A 22,925-nucleotide genomic window follows, 5' to 3' on the forward strand; every position below is an offset into this window, starting at 1 on the left:
GCAGGCCGGGCCCCTGGCTTCCGGCGCGGGCGGCGTCCTGGCGCACCGTCCCGCGCATCGGGTTCTGGGGCATCGGGTTCCCGGGCGTCGGGTTCTTGGGCATCGGGGCGGCCCTTGAGAAAAGATGATCGGGTGCGTCCGCCATCCGCGGGCTTGGGCCGGGCCGCGCCGATTGCCGCCCGGCGCGCCGCGCCCTTATCCTCCGCCGACCCTGGCCCGAGGAAACGCCCGAATGACGCGCCGCACCGCCTCCGCCTCGATTCCGCTGCTCCTCGGCGCCACGCTGCTGGCGCCCGCCGGGCTGCGCGCCGCGCCGCCCGAGCCCGGCCCCGGCTGCCCGGATGCCGCCGCCATGCGCGCCATGGCCGCCTCGCTTCTGGCCAAGGCTCCCGTGCAGCCCTTCGGCCGCAGCCTGACGCTGGAGGACGGGCTCTGCGCCCAGTCCCGCCTGGTGCCCGCCATGCGCGAGCACCTGGGCGAGCCGGTGGGCTGGAAGGTGGGGCTGACCAACGCGGCGGCGCAGAAGCGCTTCGGCGTCTCCCACCCGCTGGCCGGCCCGATCTACGCCGCCACGGTGCGCGCCAGGTCGGGCGACACCCTGCCGGCCGACTTCGCCGCCGTGCCGGTGGTGGAGGCCGACCTGATCGTACGGGTGAAGGACGCCGCCATCGCCGAGGCGGGGGAGGACCATGTCGCCATCCTCCGCCAGATCGACCAGGTCATCCCCTTCATCGAGCTGCCCGACCTGGCGCTGGCCGATCTCGGCAAGATGGACGGGCCGAACCTGCTGGCGATCGGCGTCGGCGCCCGGCTCGGCGTGGTGGGGGAGCCGATCGTGCCGGAGGCGACGGAAGCCTTCGCCGCGCGCCTCGGCAGCATGACCGTGCGCTTCGCCCACGACCAGAAGGAGCTGGCCAGCGCGCCGGGCACGGCGCTGCTCGGCCACCCGCTGAACGTCATCCCCTGGCTGGTGCAGGACCTGAAGGCGCGCGGCATGGCGCTGAAGGCGGGAGACCTGATCTCGCTCGGCGGCTTCTCCCCCGCCATGCCGGCGGAGAAGGGGCGCACCTACACCACCACCTACACCGGCCTCGCGGCCGAGCCGGTCTCGGTGCGCGTCACGCTGGAGTAGCGCCGCCCGGCCCGCGGGCGGCCGCCTCCCCGGAGGCCCCTTCTTTTTTTGCAGCCTGGTCGATCTCGCGCTCCAGGAACAGGTTCAGCACGGTGCGCAACGTGGCGATGGCGGCGAGCTGGCCGATATCGTCCCAGCTCGGCGCCACCACGGTGCGCAGGATGTCGGCGGCCAGGGTGAATTCCAGCGCCACCATCAGCCAGCGCGCCAGGTGCAGCCGCGCCGCCTGCTTGGCGGCGTCGCGCCCCTGGCCGGAGCGCAGCCGCAGCAGCGCCAGCACGCGCCACGCCGCCTCGGCCACGGCGCCGGCGATGATCAGCGCCGCCGCCACCTCCACCGCCAGCACCACCCACCCCACACCGCGCAGCACCATCTCTTCCATGCCGGCGCAACGCGTGCCGGCCGCCCGGGTTCAACAGGGAGGTGCATTTCCATGGACACTCTCTTGGCCCTGGCCCTTGACCCTGGCGCCCGGCCGGCGCATCGCCCTATCTCCGCATCCCCGCCCGGAGGTTCCGCCCCGCCATGCTCGCGCTCCGTGTCATTCCCTGTCTGGACGTGAAGGACGGCCGCGTCGTGAAGGGCGTCAACTTCGTCGCGCTGCGCGATGCCGGGGACCCGGTGGAGCAGGCCCGCGCCTATGACGCCGAGGGCGCGGACGAGATCACCTTCCTCGACATCGGCGCCACGCACGAGAACCGCGACACCATGTACGACGTGGTCTCGCGCACCGCGGCGGAGGTGTTCATCCCGCTCACCGTCGGCGGCGGCGTGCGCTCGGTCGAGGATGTGCGCCGCCTGCTGCTCGCCGGCGCCGACAAGGCCAGCATCAACAGCGCCGCCGTGACCGACCCCGAGCTGGTGCGGCGCGCGGCGGAGGCCTTCGGCAGCCAGGCCATCGTCGTCGCCATCGATGCCCGGAAGGTGGGCGAGGGGCGGTGGGAGGTGTTCACCCATGGCGGCCGCCGCGGCACCGGCATCGACGCGCTGGGCTGGGCGGAACAGGTGGCCTCGCTCGGCGCGGGCGAGCTGCTCGTCACCTCCATGGACCGGGACGGCACCAAGTCCGGCTTCGATCTCGAGCTGCTGCGGGCGCTGCGGGGGCGGGTGCGGCTGCCGCTCGTCGCCTCGGGGGGGGTCGGCACGGTGCGGCATTTCGTCGAGGGCGCGCAGGCCGGGGCCACCGGGCTGCTCGCCGCCAGTGTGTTCCACTATGGGGAGATGCGCATCGGCGAGGCCAAGGCGGCGCTCGCCGCCGCCGGCCTGCCGGTGCGCCCGCTTCCCGCCAGCAAGGTCGCCTGAACCGATGGCCAAGGACATGAAGAAGAAGGCCGTGAAGGCCAAGGTCGCGCCGAAGGCCGCGCTGAAGAAGGCGGTGGCGGAGAAGGCGGTGGCGAAGAAGGTGGCGGTGCAGAAGCCGGCGGCCAAGAAGGGCAAGGCGGCGCTGCCGCTGCCGCCCACCATCCCGGCCGTGGCCAAGCCGCGCAAGGCGGCGCTGAAGGCCGAGGCGCGCCACCTCGAGCCGCTCTCCGTGCCGGTGACGGGCGACATCGAAGTGCTGCGCCGGCTGTGGGAGACGGTGGAGGCACGCCGCCTCTCGGGCGACACCACCCTGTCCCACTCCGCCCGGCTGATGGCGCGCGGCACCGCCAAGGTGGCGCAGAAGCTGGGCGAGGAGGCGGTGGAATGCGTCATCGAGGCGACGCAGGGCAACCGCGAGGCCACCATCCTGGAGAGCGCGGACCTGCTCTACCACCTGATCGTCGTCTGGGTGGATGCCGGCATCCGCCCCGAGGAGGTCTGGGGCGAGCTGGTGCGGCGCGAGGGCATCTCCGGCATCGCCGAGAAGGCCGCCCGCCCGAAGGGCATCGTCCGCGCCGCCGAGACCACCAAGCTGCCCTGACGCCAATTTCCTTGAGGCCAGTTTCCCTGAGGCCTCCTTCGCCCACGAACCGAACCCACAGGAGAGAGGAAGACGCCATGCCCGTGTCCGGAATGCCGCCCTATGACGGGGGCAACATCTTCGCCCGCATCCTGCGCGGCGAGATCCCGGCCAACAAGGTGCATGAGGACGAGCATGCCCTGGCCTTCCACGACATCGCGCCGCAGGCGCCGGTGCATGTGCTGGTGATCCCGAAGGGGCGCTACGTCTCGGTGGCGGATTTCTCCGCCGCCGCCAGCCCGGAGGAGATGGCGGGCTTCTGGCGCGCCGTCGGGCTCGTGGCGCGGCAGCTCGGGCTGGAGGGCCAGGGCTACCGCGTGCTGACCAACATGGGCGAGGATGCCGGCCAGGAAGTGCCGCACTTCCATGTGCACATCCTGGGCGGCAAGCCGCTCGGCGCCATGCTGGTGCGCGGCTGAACAGAAAGGGCGGCCCCTTGACCGGGCCGCCCCCCATAGCCATCCCTCAAGGAATGGCCGATCTCACCGCTGAGGCGGAAGCGCGCGCCGCGCTGGACGCCGCTGGAAAACTGCCGGATGCCGAGCTGGATCTCGGCGCCGTCGCCCTGCAATTCGCCCGCATCGACGCCCCTGAGGCGGATTGGCGGGCTGCCGAGCGGCATCTCTCCGACCTGGCCCGCGCCATGGTCGAGGCCGCCATCGCCACGCCGGACGCCGACCGCGGGGACGCTGGCCGCCGCCTGGCCGTGCTGGCCGAGGTGCTGCATGGCCGCTTCGGCTATGCGGGGGACCAGGAGGGCTACGACGCCCCCGCCAACGCCAACCTGATCCATGTGATCGAGCGCCGGCGGGGCCTGCCCGTGGCCCTCGGCATCCTCTGGCTGCATGCCGCCGAGGCCGCCGGCTGGGGCGCGCACGGGCTGGATTTCCCCGGCCATTTCCTGATCGGGCTGGAAGGCACGCCGGGGCAGGGGGTGCTGGACCCGTTCAACGGCGGCGCGCCGCTGCAGGCGCCCGAGCTGCGCGGCCTGCTGAAGCGCATGCAGGGGCCGCAGGCGGAGCTGCGGCCGGACCTGCTGGCGCCGGTCGGCAAGCGGGACGTGCTGCTGCGGCTGCAGAACAACCTCAAGCTCCGCCGCCTGCAGGCCGGCGACATTCCGTCCGCCATGCGCTGCGTGCAGGACATGCTGCGCGTCGCCCCCGCCGCCGCCATGCTGTGGCGCGAGGCGGCGCTGATGCATCAGCGGCTGGACGAGATCGGCGCCGCGCTGCAATGCCTGGACCGCTTCCTGGCGCTGGTGCCGCCCGGCAGCGAGGCGGCGCAGCGGGCGCGCCTGCTGGCGGTGGAGCTGCGCCAACGCCTGCACTGAGGCGCCTGCGCCGGGCCGCCTGCACCGGGCCGTCTGCATCGGGTGGGGCGGCGCCTGTCCGGCCCGCGCCCCTGCCGCCTCAGTTGACGTCCTCGCCCGGGGCGATGCCCCAGATCTGGCTGCGCTTCAGGTAGCCGCGGTGGCTGCCCACCTGCACCTCGCACCAGGCGCCGTCGGCGCGGCAGCTGCGCAGCCGGCCCACCACGCCCGGCATCAGCCGCGCCACCACCGGGCTGGCCTCCGACTCGCTGCCATGCATCTCGTGCGGGCCCTCGCCGCGCGCCAGGAAAGTGCGGCGGCCGGCCAGGGTGGACTGGTGCACCCAGCCTTCCGTGCCCTCCATGTCGCGGATGCGGCGCCACTGGTTGTATTCGCGCAGGATCTCCACCGGCAGGTCGCGCCGCTGGTAGGTCCATTCGATCGGGTAGCGCGTGTCGGGGCCGATGCGCAGGTTCACCTCGTCGCTGCGCAGCGAGACGAAGCGCGGGATCGGCAGGCCGGTGACGCTGCCCACGCTGGGCTGCTGCAGCTCGGTGGGGGTGGGAGCCGGGCTGGCGGGGGGCGGCGCGGCCTGTCCGGCGGCGGCTGCGGCGGCACCGGCTGCGGCCCCTGCGGCGGCACCGGCGGCCGCGGTGCCGGCGCGGGGCCGCTTCACCGGTGTCTGCGGCGCGCTCTGGGTGGGGGGCGTGCTCCCGGCCGCGGCGGGCGGGGTGGACGCGGAAGGCGGCGCCACGCGGACGGCGCCCGGCGGCGCGGTGAGGCGCTGCGCCGGCGGGGCCGCCATGCGGCCGGAGGCCGGCGGGGTGGCGCGGCTTTCCGCGGCCGGCGCGCGCTGGGGCTGGGCCCGCTGCGCCGCGCCGGGCGGCAGCCGCAGCACCTGCCCGGGCGCGGGGGCCGGCGCGGGTGCCGGCGCCGGTGTCGGGGCGGGCGCCGCGCCGCGCGGCACGGGCTGCGGCACCGCCTGCTGCGGCGCGCCGAGGCTGGACTGGGCAGCCGCCGGCGATGCCGCCAGGGCCAGGAACAGGAAGGGGGATGCAAGACGAAGCCGAGCCATGCCCCGATCACGCACGCAATGCGCCGCCATGGTCAAGCGCCCGCCCTGCATCGCAGCATTCTTTCCAGCCCTCACAGCGCCAGCATCTGCCCCTGGCCGACCGCCGCCAGGAAGGTCACGACCCCCGCCACCTCCACCCCCTCGGCCAGGGCCGTGGCGTCCAGCCCCTCGGCGCGCAGGCCGGCCTCGCAGGCGATGCGCCGCACCCCCAGCTCCACCGCGGCCGCCAGCAGCGGCGCGACGCCGGCGACGCCGCGCCCGGCCAGCAGCGTCTCGCGCGGGTCGTGCGGCAGTGGCGTATCGCGGCGCAGCAGGTGGCAGCCGCCATTGGTGGCGAACAGCACGGCCGGCCGGCCGATGGCGGCGGCGCCGGTGGCCAGCACCAGCGCGTAATGCGCCGCCTCGTGCCCGCCGGAGCGGAGCAGGATGCCGAGCGGCAGGCTCATGCGCCGCTCGTGGCGCTGGCGGGCGCGCTGGCGGGCGCGCAGACGGGCGCCGGGGCGGCGGCGTGGCAGGAGAGGTCGCGGATGGCCGGCGCCGGGCCGCAGAGCGGGCAGGCCGGGTCCCGCCGCAGCCGCACGGTGCGGAAGCGCATGTCCAGCGCGTCCCACAGCAGCAGGCGGCCGGCCAGCCCCTCGCCGATGCCGAGGATCTCCTTTAGCACCTCGGTCGATTGCAGCGTGCCCATCACCCCGGTGACGGCGCCGAGCACGCCTGCCTCCGAGCAGCTGGGCACCAGCCCGGGCGGCGGCGGCTCCGGGTGCAGGCAGCGCTGGCAGGGATGCTCGCCGCCGAGATGCGACTTGTAGACGGTGAGCTGCCCCTCGAAGCGCAGCACCGCGGCCGAGACCAGGGTGCGGCCCAGCAGGTGGCAGGCATCGCCCAGCAGGAAGCGCGTGGCGAAATTGTCGGTGCCGTCGCAGACGATGTCGTAGCGCGGGATCAGCGCCCGCGCCGATTCGGCGTCCAGCCGCAGCGCATGCACCTCCACCGCCACCCCGGGGTTCAGGCGGCGGATGGTCTCGGCCGCGCTCTCGGCCTTGTTGCGGCCGATGCGCGGCGTGTCGTGCGCCACCTGCCGCTGCAGGTTGGACAGCTCCAGCCGGTCGTCGTCGACCAGGCCGATCGTGCCGATCCCGGCGGCCGCCAGGTAGAGCGCCAGCGGCGAGCCGAGGCCGCCCGCGCCCACCACCAGCACCCGCGCGGCGCGCAGCCGCGCCTGCCCCACCGCGCCCACTTCCTGCAGCAGGATGTGGCGCGAGTAGCGGTGCAGCTCGGAATCGGAGAAGTCGAGATCCATGTGCCCCATATGGGCGGGGCGGGCGGGCCGGCGCAATGGGCTCCGGCCCGCCCGGGCCGGCCTTGGCATCCGGCCCGGCGGTGTCCGCCGGGCCGGGCTTTCCTCACACCAGGTCGGGCACCGGCTCGAGCACCGTCACGGGCACGGGCAGGCGGCCCTCGGCGATGCCGAACTGCAGGTAGTGCTGCAGCGGGTTGATCCCGTCGGCCGCCACGTCGGCGTTCGCGGCCAGGTAGCCGCTGGTCGAGAAGGCCGCGCTCGGGTCGCGCTGCTCCCGCGCGCCGAACTCCAGGTAGTGCTGGAGCGGGTCGAGGCCAGCCTCGGCCACGTCGCTGTAGGTGGCGAGGTAGTAGTCCACGTCGAAGAAGGCGTTCGGGTCGCGGCCTTCCTCCCAGCCGAACTCGGCGAAGTGGCGCGACGGGTCGATGCCCGAGGCGGCGACGTCGGGGTTGTTCTCGAAGTAGAACTGGGCGTCGACCAGCGGGTTCTGCGGGCCGGTCACCTCCGGGGTGGACTGGAAGGCGGCCCGCTCCTCGGCCATGCCGAAGTAGAGGTAGTGCACCAGCGGGTTGAGGCCGGCCTCGGCCACGTCGGTGTTGTTCTGCAGGTAGAGGTCGCCGCTGAAGGCGTAGCTGGGCTCGCGCCCCTCGCGCCAGCCGAAATCCGTGTAGTGGGCCAGCGGGTCGATCCCCGCCGCGGCGACGTCCTGGTTCTGGTTCAGGTAGTAGGCGACGTCGAACAGGGCGTTCGGGTCGCGCCCCTCGTGCCAGCCGAATTCCATGTAGTGGGCCAGCGGGTCGGCGCCGGCCGCGGCCACGTCCGGATTCATCGCCAGGTAGTACTGGGCGTCGAAGGCCGGGGCGCTGGACGGGAAGCCCGCGGGGTCACGGAAGGCATTGATGGTCAGCGCCAGCGGGTCGGACAGCTCGGAGATGTTGCCCCCCATGTCGCTGGCGATGGCGGTGAGCTGGTAGGTGCCGGCGGCCAGCGCCTGCTCGGGCGTGATTGCCCAGGTGCCGCCCTCGGCCACGGCCGAGCCCAGCACGGTCTCGCCATTGTAGAGGGTGACGGTCAGCCCGTCGGCGGCGGTGCCGGTGATGGTCGGCGTCGCGTCGGTGGTCATGCCGTTGCCGACGGTGCCGCTGTCGCTGCCCGGGTCCAGCGCCAGGGCCGCCGGAGCCTCCAGGGTGCCGCCGGCGGGCAGGTCGATCTCGACCACCGCGGGGGTCGGGCTGGTGGTGGAGATGTTGCCCGCCGCGTCGGTGGCGGTGGCGGTGAAGCTGTAGCTGGCTTCGGGCAGGGAGGGGGTGGTGAAGGTCCAGTTGCCCTCGGCGTCGGCGGCGACCGGCGTGCCCACCGTCTCGTTGCCGTTGAACACGGTGATGGTGCTGAGCGCCTCGGCGGTGCCGGAGAGCGTCAGCACGGGCAGGGCGGAGACACCGTCCGCGACGGCGCCCTCGCTGTTGGCGATGGCGACGATGACGGGCGCATCCGGCGGGGTGGTGTCGGTCTGATCGGTCGGGGTGACGGTGAAGTCGAAGATCTGCGAGGCGGTCAGCGAGGCGTTGCCGGCCGCATCCGCCGCCACGGCGCCGAACAGGTAGTCGCCGGCGACCAGGCCGGGAACCTCGATCCGCCAGGTGCCGTCATTCGCGGCGACCGCCGTGCCGGCATTCGTGTCCTGCCCGCCGAAATTCTGCCGCAGCGTCACCGTGGCGCCGGGCTCGGCCGTGCCGGTGAAGACCAGCGTGTCGACGGTGACGGTGTCGGCGACCGGATTGTTTTGAAGGTCGGTGATGGCGCCGATCACCGGCGCGTCCGGCGGGGTGACGTCGATCGCCGGGTCGGGCGGCACGGAGGCGAGGGTGAACTCGCCCTCGGTGCCCGGGATGCTGCCCACCTGCAGGTAGTAGGTCTGGTCGGCCCGGGCGAAGAACTGCACGGAGGAGGCGCTGCCGCCATTGTTCGTCACGCCGCCGAGGCTGGCGATGGAAGGCGCCGTGCCCGCGGGCGCGGACCAGATGATGAGGCTCTCGGCGGCCGATCCGGGGCCGAAGCTGAAGGCGACCGCGCCGTTCTCGGCCGGGGTGAAGCTGTACCAGACGCTGCTGGTGCCGCCGAAATAGTTGGATTCGCCTTCCTGCGCCGAGGCCTCGACGGTTGTGCCGACCAGGCTGGCACCCGGGTTGATGGCAATGGCGTTGATAATATCGTTGTTGGCTGGCGCTGCCATTTGCTGCTTCCCCGCTGGATTGAACTGGCAAGGGGATTTAGCTGCCTTCCGGAGATTCGCGTCAATCAAGACAGGACCTGCCGGGCAATGAATGCTTATAACGATCCTGTTATTGATGCCGTTGTTGATATGCGGGAAACTATTATTTCGAAAATTTGTTCTTCTGGGCTTGCAACCGTTTCGTTTTTTCTATGTTCGATTGCTGGCGTGCGTCGCCGGCACCGGGAAACCGGCCCCGGGGAGTCGCCGATAAGGAGTGGAGGGCGGATGTGGAAAAGGGAGCCCGCGGCTCCCTTCCCGTGAATCCCGTGCCTGCCCGCCTGCCGGCGTGGTGGCTAGTGGCCGGTGCTGCCGAAGCCGCCGCCGCCGCGCGCCGTCTCCGGCAGCGCCGCCACCTCGGCCCAGGCGGCACGGGTGACGGGCGCCAGCACGCCCTGGGCGATGCGCATGCCGCGCTCCACCGTGAACGGCTCCGTGCCCGCGTTCATCACGATGACCTGCAATTCGCCCCGGTAGTCCTCGTCGATGGTGCCAGGGCTGTTGGGCAGCACGATGCCGTGCTTCAGCGCCAGGCCGGAGCGCGGGCGGATCTGCAACTCGTGCCCCTCGGGCAGCGCCATCACCAGCCCGGTGGGCACCAGGGCGCGGGCGCCGGGGGCGAGGGTCAGCGGCGCGTCCACGGCGGCCAGCAGGTCGAAGCCCGCGGCGCCCGCCGTGGCGTAGGCCGGCAGCGGCAGCCCCTCGGCATGGGGCAGGCGGCGGACGGCGATGGTGGCGGTGCTCATGCGGGGCGGGTCTCCGGTTCGGCAAGCTGGGCGGCGAGGCGCGCGGCGAGGCGTGCCGCCACCTCGGCCTTGGGCAGGCGCGGCCAGTCCTCGACCCCGGCCTCGGTCACCAGGTGCACGGTGTTCTCGGCGCCGCCCATCACGTCGCCCGAGACGTCGTTGGCCACGATCCAGTCGCAGCCCTTGCGCCGGCGCTTGGCGATGGCGTTGGGCACCACGTTTTCCGTCTCGGCGGCGAAGCCCACCACCAGGCCAGGGCGCCGCGCATGGGCGGCGAGCGTGGCCAGGATGTCCGGGTTCAGCGCCAGCGCCAGCGGCGGCGGCGGCGCGCCCGGCACCTTCTTCAGCTTCTGGGTGGCCTCCCCGGCGCTGCGCCAGTCGGCCACGGCGGCGGCGCAGATGGCGGCGTCGGCGGGGAGGGCGGCCTCGCAGGCGGCCAGCATCTCGCGCGCGCTCTCCACATGCACCACCGAGACCCCCGCCGGGTCCGGCAGCGCCACCGGGCCGGAGACGAGGGTGACGCGCGCCCCCAGCGCCGCCAGCGCGGCGGCGATGGCGTGGCCCTGGCGGCCGCTGCTGCGGTTGGCGATGTAGCGCACCGGGTCGATCGGCTCGTGCGTCGGGCCGCTGGTGACCAGCACATGCCGGCCGGCGAGCGGCCCCGCCGCCTGTGGTATTTGCGGCTCGGCTGCGGGCGGCGCCAGCAGCGCGGCGATGGCCTGGAAGATCTCGGCCGGCTCGGCCAGGCGGCCCGGCCCGCTTTCGGCCTCGGCCATGGCGCCGGTGCCCGGCCCCACCACCCGCACGCCGCGCGCTCGCAGCAGGGCCATGTTGGCCCGCGTCGCGGCGTGGCCCCACATCGCCCAGTTCATCGCCGGCGCCACCAGGACCGGCCGCTCCGTCGCCAGCAGCACGGTGGTGGCGAGGTCGTCGGCCAGACCATGCGCCATCTTCGCCAGCAGGTCGGCCGAGGCGGGCACCACGGCCACCATGTCCGGCATCCGCGCCAGGCGGATATGGCCGACATCCGCCTCCCCCTGGAGCGACCAGAGATCCTGGTGCACCGGCTCCCCGGCGATGGCCTGCAGCGCGTGCGGCGTGACGAAGCGGGCGCCGCCGGCCGTCAGCACGGGCGTGACGCGGGCGCCGGCCTTGCGCAGCAGCCGCGTCAGCTCCAGCGCCTTGTAGGCGGAGACGCTGCCCGAGACGACGAGCAGCACATGCTTCCCCGCCGGCATGAGGGGCCTAAAGCTTCCAGCCGGTATGGATGGCGACGATGCCGCCCGAGAGGTTCTGCCACTTCACCCGCTCGAAGCCGGCGCGCTCCATCATGCCCGCCAGCGTCGGCTGGTCGGGGAACATGCGGATGCTCTCGGCGAGATACTGGTAGCTCTCCGAATCCTGGGCGATGCGGCCGCCGATGGCCGGCAGCGCCTTGAACGACCAGGCATCGTAGAGCGGCCGCAGCGCGTCGATCTCCAGGCGGGAGAATTCCAGCACATGCATCCGCCCGCCGACGCGCAGCACGCGGTGCGCCTCGCGCAGCACCGCGTCCTTGTCGGTGCAGTTGCGCAGGCCGAAGGCCATGGAGACCTTCTCGACGCTGGCATCCGGCAGCGGGATGCGCTCGGCGTCGGAGCAGACATAGGTCAGCCCCTCCGCCAGCCCCTTCTGCAGGGCGCGGTTCTGGCCGACATTCAGCATCGCGGCGTTGATGTCGGAGAGGATGACCCGGCCCGCGCCGCGCTTCTTGGCCAGGAAGGCGACATCGCCCGTGCCGGCGGCGAGGTCGAGCAGCGTCTCGCGCGGGCCGGCGGCGATGGCGGCCACGAAGATCTGCTTCCAGGCCCGGTGCAGGCCGAGCGACATCAGGTCGTTCATCACGTCGTATTTGGGCGCGACGCTGTCGAACACCTCCCGCACCATCGACGCCTTGGCGTCCCTGGGCACTTCGCGGAAGCCGAAATCCGTGGTCTGGGTCATGCCTGCCAAGATAGCGCGATCGGCCGGGGCGGGAAGACGGGCGGCGGATGAATTCTCCCCGCGCCCGTCTCGCCCCGGGCCCCGCCCGCGGCCTCAGGCCTTGCGGCCGCGCCGCAGCACCTCGCGCAGCTGGAGCGCGCCCAGCGCCTGGGTGGCGCCGAAATAGACCCCCGCCCCCACCGCCACCAGGGCGGCGAGGATGGCCAGCCGCACCGGCCCGGTGCCGGTGCCGGGCAGCGGGAAGGTGGCCAGCATCAGCCCCCCCACCACCGCCGCCATCAGCGCCGCCGCCAGCAGCAGGCGCCAGAGGTTGCGGCGCAGCCGGCGGTCGGCGACGAAATGGCCCCGCCGTGCCAGGATGCCGGACAGCAGCCCGGCATTCACCCAGGCCGCCAGCGAGGTGGCGAGCGCGATGCCGACATGGCCGAAGAACTGCGTCAGGGTCAGCGACAGGCTGAGGTTCACCGCCACCACGGCGATGCCGATCTTGACCGGGGTGGCGGTGTCGCCGCGGGCGAAGAAGCCGGGGGCGAAGGCCTTGATCAGCACGAAGGCGGGCAGGCCGAGCGCGTAGGCGCGCAGGGCCTCGCCCACCAGCACCGCCTCCTCCGCGCCCAGCGCGCCGCGCTGGAACAGCACGCGCACGATCGGCTCGGCCAGCGCGATGAGGCCGGCGGCGGCGGGCAGGGTGAGGGCGAGGGACAGCTCCACCGCCCGGTTCATGCTGCGGTGCGCCGAGAGCGGCTTGCCGCCGCGCAACTGGCGCGAGAGCACCGGCAGCAGCGCCGTGCCCACCGCCGCCCCCACCACGCCGAGCGGCAGCTGCGCCACGCGGTCCGCATAGGTGAGGAAGCTGATGGCGCCGACCGGCAGCAGCGAGGCGATGAAGATGTCGATGGCCAGGCTGAGCTGGGTGACGCTGGCGCCCAGCACGCCGGGCACCATCCGCTTCAGCACGGCGCGCGTCTCCGCCGTCAGGCGCGGGAAGGAGAGGATGGGGAAGCCCATTCCCACCTTGTGGCAGGCCACCACCACCAGGATGAGCTGCGCCACGCCGGAGACGGTGACGCCCCAGGCCAGCGCATGCGCCGGGCTGGCCACGAAGGGGGTGAGGGCGAACAGCGCGCCGATGGCGAAGAGGTTGAACAGCAGCGGCGCGCCGGCGGCGAGGGCGAACCTGTCCACCGCGTTCAGCACGCCCGAGACCAGCGCGGTGAGGCAGATGAAGACAAGGTAGGGGAAGGTGATGCGCGACAGCTCCACCACCAGCCCGAAGCGCGAGGGGTCGTCCACCAGGCCCGGGGTGAGCACCCGCATCACCTGCGGCATGAACAGCATGCCGAGCCCCACCAGCAGCGACAGCCACAGCGTCATCAGCGTGGACATGCGGGCGGCCAGCTCGCGCGCGCGCTTCGGCCCCTCCAGCGTCAGCGTGCCGGTGAAGGCGGGCACGAAGGCGGCGTTGAAGGCGCCCTCGCCGAACAGGCGGCGGAACAGGTTGGGCAGGCGCAGCGCGATGAAGAAGGCATCGGCCATCGGCCCGGCGCCGAGGGTCGCGGCGATCAGCATGTCGCGGGCGAAGCCCAGGATTCGGCTGGCGAAGGTCCAGCCGCCGATGGTGAGGATATTGCGCAGCATCCGGGCGGGCCTGGGCGGGGCGGCCGGTGCGGCCGGCGTGACGGGAAAGGCGGGATGGCCGGGGCAGGCTGCCCCGGCCGGCTGCGCGGGGCCACGCGGCCCCGCGCCGGCGCCTCAGGCGCTGGCCACCGGCGGCACAGGGGCGCCGCCCTGGAACTGGGCATCGCCCTGGCCGCGGCGGGACTGCCACAGCGCCACGAAGTCGATCGGCGAGAGCATCACGGGCGGGAAGCCGCCATCGCGCGTCACGTCGGCCAGGATGTTGCGGGCGAAGGGGAAGAGCAGGCGCGGGCACTCGACCAGCAGCAGCGGCTCGACCAGGTTGGGCTCCACGTTCAGCGTGAAGATGCCGCAATAGGACAGCTCGGCGATGAAGGCGGGCTGGGTGGTGCCGTTCGGCGCCGGCGCCTGGGCGTCGGCGCGGATCTGCAGCTCCACCTCATAGACGTTGCCGCCCTGCTGGAGCGGGCGGGCCTGCACGTCCAGCGCCAGGTCGATGCGCGGCTGCTCGCGCAGCGTCGCGAAGATCTCCGGCGCGCCCGGCACCTCGAAGGAGAGGTCCTTGGTGTACTGCAGGTTCAGCAGCAGCGGGCCCGGCGGCACGGCGCCGTTCGGGGCGGTGTTGTTGTCGGGCGGAAGCTGGGTGTCGGACATGCGGGCCCCTGATGCGGTTGCCGGAGGGTCGGTGTTCGTTCGGGTGCGGCGGGCGGGGTGCGGCGCTGGGCCGGGCCGGCGCCGCCGGACTCGCGGCGCGGGGTAGCACGCCCCGCCCGCTCTGTCACAGCGCTTCAGGCCCGGGGGCTTCAGGCACGGAGTTCAGGAGGCACGGAGTTCAGGAGGCACGGCGTTCAGGAGGCACGGCGTTCAGGCACGGGCGGGCTTCGGGCGCGGGCGCTTCAGGCGTGGCGGCTTCGGGCACGCGCCCTGGGCGGCCTCCGGCTTCAGCCGTGCCGCCAGCTGATGGTGGCGGGGGCGGGGGCGGTGGGGTCGCAGCGCAGCCACTGGCCGTTCGCCACCGATTCACCGGTCATCGACATGATGAACCCCCAATGGCTGACGACGAGGGTGTGCGCCCAGTCCGCCAGCGCGCCCATCTCGGCGCGAAACAGGCGGGCGCGGTCCTCCACCTGCCTGGCGGGTTCCTCGGTGGCGGGCCACCACACCTCGTCGATGTGGGAGAAGTCCAGTTCCGGCCACTGCATCGCCAGGGCGGCGCAGGGGGAGCCGATGTCGCAGGTGAAGGCATAGCGCTCGCGCACCAGCGGGTGCACCAGCACCGGCAGGCCGAGGCGGCGGGCCAGCGGCGCCGCCGTCTCCAGCGCCCGGGTGTAGGGGCTGGCGATGATGCGGCGGATATCCTCGCCCGCCAGGGCCTCGGCCGCCTGCTCGGCCTGGTGGCGGCCGAGGATGGTCAGCTTCGGGTCCTTGATGCCCGGATCGCGGCGGGTCGCGCTGAAATGCAGGTTGAACTCGCTCTGGCCGTGACGCAGCAGGATCATCGCGGAACTCCGGAGGGGACGGGCTGGCAGTAACGGCAGGCGGGTGGGGCGGCAAGATGTCGGCTTTATGACGTGCGCCGGGCGGGTTGGGCAGGCGGGGGCCGTTGCGGTGGCGCCGCATGACCCCTAAGTGATGCACATGAGGAGAATGCAATGTCCGGCGGATTTCCGGTCGATCTGATCCTGTTCGCCATGGTGGCGGCCTTCCTGGTGCTGCGGCTGCGCAGCGTCCTGGGCCGCCGGCAAGGCTTCGAGCGGCCGCCGCAGGAGCGTCCCGTCCCCGGCCAGGGCATGCCCGGCCCGGCGGAATCGGACGCGCCGCAGATGCCGCCGCCGCCGGTGGCCGGCGCGCCGCGCCTGGCGATTCCGGATGCGCGCTCGCCCGTCGGGCAGGCGCTGCAGCGGATCCGGCAGGCCGATGCCGGCTTCGACCCGGCCGCCTTCTTGGCCGGGGCGGAGGGCGCCTTCCGCATGATCGTCGCCGCCTTCGCCAAGGGCGACCGCGAGACGCTGCGCAACCTGCTCTCCGCCGACACCTATGCCGGCTTCGAGCAGGCGCTGGTGACGCGCGAGACGGCGGGCGAGCGGCAGCGCACCGAGATCCGCGCCGTGCACGACATGGCCATCGAGGCCGCCGATCTGCGCGGCAGCGTGGCCGACATCACCGTGCGCATCATCTCGGACCAGGTGAACGTCACCACCGGCCCGAATGGCGACATCGTCTCGGGCGCCGAGGCGGTGACCGAGCTGACCGACATCTGGACCTTCCAGCGCGACCTGAGTAGCGCCGACCCGACCTGGAAGCTGGTCGGCACCCACGCCGCCTGAGCCGCGTGGCACGCCCGCCGGCCGGCCGGGGCCTCCGCCCCGGCCGCATCGCCGCCTTCGCCCTGCTCTGCCTGCTGGCCGCCTGCGCCGTGCCGCCCCGCCATGTGGCGGAGCTGCCGGGCTGGGGCGAGGACAGTCTGGCCGAGGCCATCCCCGCCTTCATCGCCGGCTGCCGCCCGCCCGCCCTGCCGGAAGCGCTCTGCGCCGAGGCCGCGGCCTTGCCGCGCGGCGACAACGCCGCCGCCCGCGCCTTCTTCGAGCGCCGCTTCACCCTGCGCGCCGCCGGCGAGGGGCTGATGACCGGCTATTACGAGCCGGAGCTGCGCGGCGCCGCCAGCCGCGGCGGCCCCTACACCATCCCCCTGCACGGCCGCCCGTCCGACCTGGTGGAGGTGGATCTCGGCCGCTTCGCGCCCGACCTGCGCGGCCGCCGCACGGCGGGGCGGGTGGAGGCGGGGCGTCTGGTGCCCTACCCGGACCGCGCCGCCATCGAGGCCGGCGCGGTGGAGGCGCCGGTCCTGCTCTGGGTGGACGACGCGGCGGAGAAATTCTTCCTGCAGATCCAGGGCTCCGGCCGCGTGGTGCTGCCGGACGGCTCCGTCCGCCGCATGGGCTATGCCGCGCAGAACGGCCGCGCCTATGTGCCGATCGGCCGGCTGCTGGCCGAGCGCGGCGAGATCCCGCGCGAGCAGGTGTCGATGCAGAGCATCCTCGCCTGGCTGGAGGCGGCCGGGCCGGAGCGCGCCCGTGCCCTGATGGCGGAGAACCCCTCCTACGTCTTCTTCCGCGAGGCCAGCGCGCGGCCCGAGCAGGGGCCTTCCGGCTCGCTCGGCGTGCCGCTGACGCCGCTGCGCTCGATCGCCGTGGACCGTGGCGAGATCCCGCTCGGCAGCCCCGTCTGGATCGTGGCGAAGCACCCGCTGACAGGCGCGCCGATCCGCCGGCTGGTGCTGGCGCAGGACACCGGCGGCGCCATCAAGGGCCCGGCGCGGGCCGATCTGTTCTGGGGCTGGGGCGAGGCGGCGGCCGAGGCCGCCGGGCGGATGAAGGAGACGGCCACGCTCTACGTGCTGGAGCCCGCCGCGCCCTGAGCGCCGGGCGCTTGCATCCGCCCCCGCCGCGGCTATCGTCCCCGCCCATGTCCGAGCCGAAGCCGCGCGTCGCCCTGTTCGTCACCTGCCTGGTCGATCTCTACCGGCCCTCCGTCGGCTTCGCCGCCATCCGCCTGCTGGAGCAGGCCGGCTGCCAGGTGGAGGTGCCCGCCTTGCAGACCTGCTGCGGCCAGCCCGCCTACAACAGCGGCGACCGCGCCACGGCGCGCGACCTGGCCCGGCCCGTCATCGACGCCTTCCTGCCCTACGACTTCGTCGTCGCCCCCTCCGGCTCCTGCGCCGGTATGATCGCGAAGCACTATCCCGGCCTGTTCGACAACGACCCGCACTATCGCGCCCGCGCCGAGGCGCTGGCGGCGAAGACGCATGAGCTGGTCTCCTTCCTGGTGGATGTGCGCGGCCTGGAGCGCGTCGCCGCCCGCCATGCCGGGGTGGCCGCCTACCACGATGCCTGCTCCGGCCTGCGCGAGCTGGGGGTGAAGGCACAGCCGCGCCGCCTGCTGGCGGGGGTCGAGGGGCTGACGGTGAAGGAGCTGGCCGAGCCCGAGCTGTGCTGCGGCTTCGGCGGCACCTTCTGCGTGAAGTACCCCGACATCTCCACCCGCATGGTGTCCGACAAGGTGAAGGACATCGAGGCGACGGGCGCCGACACGCTGCTGGCCGGCGACATGGGCTGCCTGCTGAACATGGCCGGCCGCCTGCACCGCCAGGGCAGCCCGGTGCAGGTGCGCCACGTGGCCGAGGTGCTGGCCGACATGACGCGGGATGTGCCGCCCATCGCGGGGTGAAGACGAAGGGTTCTTTTTTGGAAAAAAGAACCAAAAAACTTCTGTCAGTTTGGCGGTGCGCCAGCCACCAGCGCGCCGCAAAACTCGAAAAGTCTTTTTGCTTCTTTTTCTTCAGAAAAAGAAGAATCTCATCGAAGACCCATGGCCCTGAGCACCGCCCGCGCGAGTGGCGTGTCGGCGCAGAGCTGGAAGACGATGTCGAAATGGTTGGAGCCGGCCGGCGCCGGCACGGCCGTCACGGCGCAGCCCGCCTCGGCGCAGTATTCGGCCTGCGCCCGGGTCTGCGCCTTGAACTCCCCGGTCTCCGTCTCGGCCACGGAGAAGACCAGCGGCGTGCCCGGCGCGGGAGGCGGCAGCAGGGCCGGCGAGTTGCGCACGGCGGCGGCCTCGTCCAGCCGCATCCACTCGTTCACGTGGCAGAGGCGGAGCGGCTCCAGCTCGTAGAGGCCGGAGAGCAGGGTGGCGCCGGCCACCGGGCGCGGCGGCAGGCCGAGGCGCGACGGCCAGTCGCCCCCCGCCGCCAGCATGGCCGCGAGGTGCCCGCCGGCCGAGCTGCCGGCGACATGGATTCGCGCCGGGTCGCCGCCGAAGCGGCCGATGTTGCCGTGCAGCCAGGCCAGCGCCGCGCGGCATTGCCGCACGATCTCGTCGAGCGTCGCGGCGGGGGCGAGGGCGTAGTTCACCGCCACCACGCAGGCCCCGGCGGCGGTGAGGTAGGGCGCCATGAAGCCGGAATCGGCGGCGTCCAGCAGCCGCCAGTAGCCGCCATGGATGAAGACGAAGACCGGCGCCGGGCCGGGGGTGGCGGCGGGGTAGATGTCCAGCCGCTCGGGCTCCGTGGGGCCGTAGGGCAGGCCGATGCGCGCCCCCGGCAGCGCGGCCTTCGCCGCCTCGGTGCGGGCGCGGTACTCGGCCAGGATCGGCATGATGTCCGGCACGGTGGCGCGGGCGTTGTATTCGCGGTCCAGGGCGGCGCGGCCCATGCCGCGATAGGTGTCGGTCACCGGGGCATCTTCCTTCGTCTTCGTGTCGTTCTGGCGTGCCGTTCTGGACGGCAGGGCCTGATCAACAGGCCAGCCCTTCGAGAAGCCGGCGTGCATTGACCAGCGGGTATATGGTTCATATACGGACCATGGGCTTCGCACAGGCTGGATGACCGATGGGACTCGTCAAGATCGATGACCGGCTCCATGAGCAGGCCCGCCGCGCCAGCACGGTCATGTGCCGGTCGATCAACGCGCAGGCCGAGTTCTGGATGAAGATCGGCATGCTGGCCGAGGCAAACCCGGCCATGACTTTCAACGACATCGTCAGGACGCAGCTGCTGCAGGCGGAACATTGTCCCGTGCAGCCCACCAGGGCCTGAGCCGGCCGAAGGCGGGCCACACCGAATTCCAGCCACGCTGAATTTCCAGCCACGCTGAATTTCCAGCCACAGGGCAGTGTCAGAATGACCATTCAGGACGAGATCGGGGCCTTCTTCGCCGGCTACCTCGATGCCTTCGCCCGCGGCGATGCCGATGCCCTGAGCGCATTGTGGGACCCGGTGGGGCTGTTCCCGGCGCCGGGCGGGAACTTCGCCATGGAGCGGCCGGCCTTCCGCGACCACTGCGTCAGGCTGATGGCGTTCTACCGCCAGCAGGGCGTGGTGCGGCCCGTGGGGCGGCTGCTGGCCTCCGCCGAGCTGTTCCCCGGCGTCGCGGAGGCGCGCATGGCCTACCGCATGCTGGGCGAGGGCGACGCGCTGATCGCCGAGTGGGAGCATGTCTACATCCTCCGCCGCGCGGATCGCTGGCGGGTGTCGCTGACGATCGCCGATGGCGAAATGGCGGCTTGGGCGGCGCGCGGCGCGGGGCTCTGAGGCCGCGCAGCCCTTGCAGGAACGTCCCCTGCCTACAGCCCGATCCACCCGCGCACCCGCGCCGCCTCCCGCGCCAGCGCGGCGCCGTCGCCGGTCCAGACGGTGCGGCCCTTCTCCAGCACGTGGTGCCGGTCTGCCAGCCGCGAGAGGGCGCCGAGATTCTTGTCGATCACCAGGATGGATAGGCCGCGCGCCTTCAGCGCCGCCAGCGTGGCCCAGATCTCGGCGCGGATGACCGGGGCCAGCCCCTCGGTGGCCTCGTCCAGCACCAGCAGGCGGGGGTTGGTCATCAGCGCGCGGCCGATCGCCAGCATCTGCTGCTCGCCGCCCGAGAGGGTGCGGGCATACTGCCCCGCCCGCTCTGCCAGGCGCGGGAACAGCGCGTAGATGCGCGCCAGGTCCCAGGGCTCGGGCAGGCCGAGGCGGTTGGCGGCGGTGGCGACGAGGTTCTCCCGCACGGTGAGGGTGGGGAAGACCTGCCGCCCCTCCGGCACCAGCCCGATGCCGCGCCGCGCGATCGCCTCCGGCGTGGCGCCGGCCAGGCTCTCCCCGCCGAATTCCACCCGCCCGCCGCGCGGCGGGTTCAGCCCGAGCAGGGCGCGCACCGTGGTGGTCTTGCCCATGCCGTTGCGGCCGAGCAGCGTCGCCACCTCGCCCTCCCGCACCAGGAGGTCCACGCCGAACAGCACCTGGCTGTGGCCGTAGCCGGCGGTCAGGCCGGAGATCTCGAGCATCGGCCTCAGCCCTCCTCGTCCTCGGTGAGGTAGGCGGCGCGCACCGCGGGGTCGGCGCGGATCTCCTCCGGCGGGCCGGAGGCGAGGCAGCGCCCGTCCACCAGCACGGAGACGCGGTCGGCGAGCGCGAACACCGCCTCCATGTCGTGCTCCACCAGCAGGATCGCCATGCGGCCCTTCAGGCCGCGCAGCGTCTCGGTCATGGCGCGGGATTCGCTGGGGCCGAGGCCGGCCATCGGCTCGTCCAGCAGCAGCAGGCGCGGCGCGGCGGCCAGGGCGAGCGCCAGCTCCAGCTGCTTGCGCGCCCCGGCCGAGAGGTCGCCCGCCGGGCGCTCCCACAGCGCCGGCTCCACCCCCGCCTGCAGCAGCAGCAGCCGGGCCGGCTGGCGCAGCCGCTCGTCCCGCCGCGCGTCGCGCCAGAAGCGGAAGCTGTGGCCCTGCTGCGCCTGCACGGCCAGCGCCACGTTCTCCAGCGTCGTCGCCTCGTCCAGCAGCTGCACGATCTGGAAGGTGCGGGAGAGGCCGCGCCGCACCCGCCGCGCCGGCGGCAGGCGGGTGATGTCCCGCCCCGCGAACAGGATGCGCCCGGCATCGGGGCGGATCTCGCCGGTGATCTGGCCGATGGCGGTGCTCTTGCCGGCGCCGTTCGGCCCGATCAGCGCGTGCAGCTCGCCCATGCGGACGGCGAGGGAGAGGTCGTCGGTGGCGCGCAGCCCGCCGAAGCGCTTGTGCAGCCCCTCCACCAGCAGCAGCGGCGCGGTCATGCCTGCGCCCGCCCCGGGGCGCCCGGCCGGCGCAGCAGCGCCATCAGCCCGCCGCGCGCGAACAGCACCACCGCGATCAGCAGCGGCCCCAGCACGAACTGCCAGTGCTCGGTGAGCGCGGCCAGCCAGTATTCCAGCCCGACCAGCGCGATGGCGCCCAGCACCGGCCCCATCAGCGTGCCGACGCCGCCCAGGATGACCATGATCATCAGCTCGCCGGACTTGGTCCAGGCGAGCATGTCGGGGCTGACGAAGCGCGCGTAGTTGGCCATCAGCGCGCCCGCCAGCGCCGCGCCCATGCCGGAGAGGATGAAGGCGGCGAGCTTGTAGGGATAGGGCGCGATGCCGAGCGCCTGGAGCCGCCGCTCGCTCTGCCGCGCGCCGGAGAGCACCTGCCCGAAGCGCGAGCGCGTGACGCGCCACAGCAGCAGCAGCCAGGCCACCAGCAGGCTGAGGCAGAGCCAGTAGAGCTGCGCCGCGTCCCGCAGGTTGAGCCCCGGGAACTCGCCCTGGCGGCGCACGCTCAGCCCGTCGTCGCCGCCATAGGCCTTCAGCGAGACGAACAGGAAGAACAGCATCTGCGCGAAGGCCAGGGTGATCATGATGAACTGCACGCCGCGGGTACGCAGCGAGAGCGCGCCGATCAGCGCCGCCCCAGCGCCGCCCACCGCCATGGCGGCCAGCAGCGTGACCGGCAGCGAGGTGGTGCCGGGGATGAAGCCCCAGAGCGGCTCCTGCCACGACCAGTGGGCGTAGAGGATGCCCACCGTGTAGCCGCCGAGGCCGAAGAAGGCGGCATGGCCGAAGCTGACCATGCCGCCATAGCCCAGCACCAGGTTCAGCGCGCTGGCGGCGATGGCGTAGATGGCCATGCGGGTGGCGAGGCCGGTGCTGGCCGGCGTGCCCAGCGCCTCGGCCGCCCAGGGCAGGGCGATGGCGAGCGCCAGCAGTGGCGGCAGCACCAGCCAGCCGGGGGAGGGGCGGCGGGCGCGGCGGAACATCCTACGCATGGGCGGGGAACAGCCCGCGCGGCCGCAGCAGCAGCACCAGCGCCATCAGCAGATAGACCCCCATGGAGGCGAGGCCGGCGGCCAGCGCGTCGGCGTCCGGGCCCTGCATGGCGCCGCGCAGCAGGGCGGGCAGGTAGGCGCGCAGCAGCGTGTCCACCAGCCCCACCAGCAGCGCCCCCGCCAGCGCCCCGCGCACCGAGCCGATGCCGCCGATGACGACGACGACGAAGGTCATGATCAGGATCTGCTCCCCCATGCCGACCTGCACGGAGAAGATCGGCCCCGCCATCAGCCCGGCCAGCCCCGCCAGCAGCGCGCCGAGGCCGAAGACCAGGGTGTAGAGCTTCCGCACATCCACGCCGAGGGCGCGGACCATCTCCCGGTGCGTGGCGCCGGCGCGCACCAGCATGCCGGTGCGGGTGTGCCGGATCAGCCCGTACAGCCCCGCCGCCACCAGCAGCCCCACGGCCAGTATGGCCAGCCGGTAGGCCGGGTAGGGCACGCCGGGGATGATCTCCACCGCGCCGCGCAGCCCCTCGGGGATGTCCACGAAGAGCGGCTGCCGGCCGAACAGCAGGATGGCGCCCTGGTTGAAGAACAGGATCAGCCCGAAGGTGGCCAGCACCTGGTCCAGGTGGTCGCGCGCATAGAGGCGGCGCAGCACCAGCAGCTCCACCGCCATGCCCGCCAGCGCGGCGGCCGCGAGGCCCGCCGGCACCGCCAGCAGCGCCGAGCCGGTCTGTGCCGCCACCCAGGCGGCGGCGAAGGCGCCTACCATGTAGAGCGAGCCATGCGCCAGGTTGATCACGCCCATGATGCCGAACACCAGCGTCAAGCCTGCGGCCAGCAGGAACAGCATGACGCCGAGCTGCAGGCCGTTCAGAAGCTGCTCCAGCAGCAGGACCATCAGACAGACTCCGAAAGCGCCGGGG

Annotated in this window: 26 protein-coding genes; 10 read left to right on the forward strand and 16 right to left on the reverse strand. The window is 73.2% G+C overall.

The window, feature by feature from the left end; translation table 11 throughout:
• Positions 1-232: 232 nt before the first annotated feature.
• The gene (locus CR165_RS05305; RefSeq protein ID WP_109515892.1) at positions 233-1,132 is read left to right on the forward strand and encodes a 2-keto-4-pentenoate hydratase; all 900 of its coding nucleotides are present in this window, start codon (positions 233-235) and stop codon (positions 1,130-1,132) included.
• On the opposite strand, the gene CR165_RS05310 is transcribed toward CR165_RS05305, so the two are convergent.
• Entirely contained in the window at positions 1,119-1,505 is a 387-nt protein-coding gene (locus CR165_RS05310) for a DUF1622 domain-containing protein (protein ID WP_245906128.1), read from the reverse strand. The two genes, CR165_RS05305 and CR165_RS05310, sit on opposite strands and share 14 nt — an antisense overlap.
• Before the next feature lie 152 nt (positions 1,506-1,657).
• Here CR165_RS05310 and hisF point away from each other — a divergent pair, with 152 nt between their 5' ends.
• From hisF to CR165_RS05330, 4 genes are all read left to right on the forward strand, one after another.
• On the forward strand, positions 1,658-2,434 hold the full coding sequence (hisF, locus tag CR165_RS05315; protein WP_109515894.1) for an imidazole glycerol phosphate synthase subunit HisF: 777 nt from the start codon (positions 1,658-1,660) through the stop codon (positions 2,432-2,434).
• Between the two features lie 16 nt (positions 2,435-2,450).
• The gene (locus CR165_RS05320; RefSeq protein WP_245906131.1) at positions 2,451-3,035 is read left to right on the forward strand and encodes a phosphoribosyl-ATP diphosphatase; all 585 of its coding nucleotides are present in this window, start codon (positions 2,451-2,453) and stop codon (positions 3,033-3,035) included.
• Positions 3,036-3,112: 77 nt separating this feature from the next.
• On the forward strand, positions 3,113-3,493 hold the full coding sequence (locus CR165_RS05325) for a histidine triad nucleotide-binding protein (protein ID WP_109515896.1): 381 nt from the start codon (positions 3,113-3,115) through the stop codon (positions 3,491-3,493).
• Between the two features lie 53 nt (positions 3,494-3,546).
• Positions 3,547-4,404 carry a SirB1 family protein gene (locus tag CR165_RS05330; RefSeq protein WP_109515897.1) on the forward strand — a complete coding sequence of 286 codons (858 nt, stop codon included), beginning with the start codon at positions 3,547-3,549 and terminating at the stop codon, positions 4,402-4,404.
• A 79-nt stretch (positions 4,405-4,483) separates the two neighbouring features.
• Here CR165_RS05330 and CR165_RS05335 read toward each other — a convergent pair whose 3' ends face one another.
• From CR165_RS05335 to CR165_RS05380, 10 genes are all read right to left on the reverse strand, one after another.
• The gene (locus tag CR165_RS05335) at positions 4,484-5,458 is read right to left on the reverse strand and encodes an SH3 domain-containing protein (RefSeq protein WP_245906133.1); all 975 of its coding nucleotides are present in this window, start codon (positions 5,456-5,458) and stop codon (positions 4,484-4,486) included.
• A 71-nt stretch (positions 5,459-5,529) separates the two neighbouring features.
• Positions 5,530-5,904 carry a DsrE family protein gene (locus CR165_RS05340; protein ID WP_109515898.1) on the reverse strand — a complete coding sequence of 125 codons (375 nt, stop codon included), beginning with the start codon at positions 5,902-5,904 and terminating at the stop codon, positions 5,530-5,532.
• Positions 5,901-6,767 (reverse strand): HesA/MoeB/ThiF family protein, encoded by an 867-nt coding sequence (locus tag CR165_RS05345; protein WP_109515899.1) that lies wholly within the window; start codon positions 6,765-6,767, stop codon positions 5,901-5,903. The genes CR165_RS05340 and CR165_RS05345 overlap by 4 nt, the downstream gene beginning before the upstream one ends.
• A gap of 94 nt (positions 6,768-6,861) precedes the next feature.
• Positions 6,862-8,991 (reverse strand): Ig-like domain-containing protein, encoded by a 2,130-nt coding sequence (locus CR165_RS05350; protein WP_109515900.1) that lies wholly within the window; start codon positions 8,989-8,991, stop codon positions 6,862-6,864.
• Positions 8,992-9,326: 335 nt separating this feature from the next.
• Positions 9,327-9,776 (reverse strand): dUTP diphosphatase, encoded by a 450-nt coding sequence (gene dut, locus CR165_RS05355; RefSeq protein ID WP_109515901.1) that lies wholly within the window; start codon positions 9,774-9,776, stop codon positions 9,327-9,329.
• Positions 9,773-11,014 (reverse strand): bifunctional phosphopantothenoylcysteine decarboxylase/phosphopantothenate--cysteine ligase CoaBC, encoded by a 1,242-nt coding sequence (gene coaBC, locus CR165_RS05360; RefSeq protein WP_109515902.1) that lies wholly within the window; start codon positions 11,012-11,014, stop codon positions 9,773-9,775. The genes dut and coaBC overlap by 4 nt, the downstream gene beginning before the upstream one ends.
• A gap of 7 nt (positions 11,015-11,021) precedes the next feature.
• The gene (locus CR165_RS05365; RefSeq protein WP_109515903.1) at positions 11,022-11,759 is read right to left on the reverse strand and encodes a class I SAM-dependent methyltransferase; all 738 of its coding nucleotides are present in this window, start codon (positions 11,757-11,759) and stop codon (positions 11,022-11,024) included.
• A 93-nt stretch (positions 11,760-11,852) separates the two neighbouring features.
• The gene (gene murJ / locus CR165_RS05370) at positions 11,853-13,397 is read right to left on the reverse strand and encodes a murein biosynthesis integral membrane protein MurJ (RefSeq protein WP_109515904.1); all 1,545 of its coding nucleotides are present in this window, start codon (positions 13,395-13,397) and stop codon (positions 11,853-11,855) included.
• A 114-nt stretch (positions 13,398-13,511) separates the two neighbouring features.
• A complete protein-coding gene (gene secB, locus CR165_RS05375) occupies positions 13,512-14,051 on the reverse strand; it encodes a protein-export chaperone SecB (protein ID WP_109515905.1) in 540 nt (179 codons plus the stop codon).
• 287 nt (positions 14,052-14,338) lie between these two features.
• Complete coding sequence (locus tag CR165_RS05380; protein ID WP_109515906.1) at positions 14,339-14,896, reverse strand: histidine phosphatase family protein; 558 nt, start codon at positions 14,894-14,896, stop codon at positions 14,339-14,341.
• 153 nt (positions 14,897-15,049) lie between these two features.
• Between CR165_RS05380 and CR165_RS05385 the strand changes: the two genes are divergently transcribed.
• From CR165_RS05385 to CR165_RS05395, 3 genes are read left to right on the forward strand one after another with little or no spacing between them, the layout of a single operon-like run.
• Positions 15,050-15,724 carry a Tim44/TimA family putative adaptor protein gene (locus CR165_RS05385; RefSeq protein WP_109515907.1) on the forward strand — a complete coding sequence of 225 codons (675 nt, stop codon included), beginning with the start codon at positions 15,050-15,052 and terminating at the stop codon, positions 15,722-15,724.
• A 5-nt stretch (positions 15,725-15,729) separates the two neighbouring features.
• Positions 15,730-16,815, forward strand: a complete 1,086-nt coding sequence (gene mltA, locus CR165_RS05390; RefSeq protein ID WP_245906135.1) for a murein transglycosylase A — start codon at positions 15,730-15,732, stop codon at positions 16,813-16,815.
• 47 nt (positions 16,816-16,862) lie between these two features.
• On the forward strand, positions 16,863-17,624 hold the full coding sequence (locus CR165_RS05395; protein WP_109515909.1) for a (Fe-S)-binding protein: 762 nt from the start codon (positions 16,863-16,865) through the stop codon (positions 17,622-17,624).
• A 128-nt stretch (positions 17,625-17,752) separates the two neighbouring features.
• Here CR165_RS05395 and CR165_RS05400 read toward each other — a convergent pair whose 3' ends face one another.
• Positions 17,753-18,628, reverse strand: coding sequence for an alpha/beta hydrolase (locus tag CR165_RS05400; RefSeq protein ID WP_219929688.1), 876 nt, complete (start codon positions 18,626-18,628; stop codon positions 17,753-17,755).
• A gap of 155 nt (positions 18,629-18,783) precedes the next feature.
• Between CR165_RS05400 and CR165_RS05405 the strand changes: the two genes are divergently transcribed.
• The gene (locus tag CR165_RS05405) at positions 18,784-18,990 is read left to right on the forward strand and encodes a ParD-like family protein (RefSeq protein ID WP_109515910.1); all 207 of its coding nucleotides are present in this window, start codon (positions 18,784-18,786) and stop codon (positions 18,988-18,990) included.
• Between the two features lie 84 nt (positions 18,991-19,074).
• Positions 19,075-19,485 (forward strand): nuclear transport factor 2-like protein, encoded by a 411-nt coding sequence (locus tag CR165_RS05410; RefSeq protein WP_109515911.1) that lies wholly within the window; start codon positions 19,075-19,077, stop codon positions 19,483-19,485.
• Positions 19,486-19,517: 32 nt separating this feature from the next.
• Here CR165_RS05410 and CR165_RS05415 read toward each other — a convergent pair whose 3' ends face one another.
• Genes CR165_RS05415 through CR165_RS05430 form a run of 4 tightly spaced genes read right to left on the reverse strand, consistent with a single transcriptional unit; the run spans position 19,518 to position 22,900 of the window.
• On the reverse strand, positions 19,518-20,219 hold the full coding sequence (locus CR165_RS05415; RefSeq protein ID WP_109515912.1) for an ABC transporter ATP-binding protein: 702 nt from the start codon (positions 20,217-20,219) through the stop codon (positions 19,518-19,520).
• Between the two features lie 5 nt (positions 20,220-20,224).
• Entirely contained in the window at positions 20,225-20,983 is a 759-nt protein-coding gene (locus CR165_RS05420; RefSeq protein ID WP_109515913.1) for an ABC transporter ATP-binding protein, read from the reverse strand.
• Complete coding sequence (locus CR165_RS05425) at positions 20,980-21,993, reverse strand: branched-chain amino acid ABC transporter permease (protein ID WP_245906137.1); 1,014 nt, start codon at positions 21,991-21,993, stop codon at positions 20,980-20,982. The genes CR165_RS05420 and CR165_RS05425 overlap by 4 nt, the downstream gene beginning before the upstream one ends.
• Positions 21,986-22,900, reverse strand: coding sequence for a branched-chain amino acid ABC transporter permease (locus tag CR165_RS05430; RefSeq protein WP_109515915.1), 915 nt, complete (start codon positions 22,898-22,900; stop codon positions 21,986-21,988). Before CR165_RS05430 ends, CR165_RS05425 begins: the two co-directional genes overlap by 8 nt.
• Positions 22,901-22,925: the final 25 nt, after the last annotated feature.

This window comes from Teichococcus aestuarii (genome assembly GCF_003116135.1).
Taxonomy (GTDB): Bacteria; Pseudomonadota; Alphaproteobacteria; order Acetobacterales; family Acetobacteraceae; genus Pseudoroseomonas; species Pseudoroseomonas aestuarii.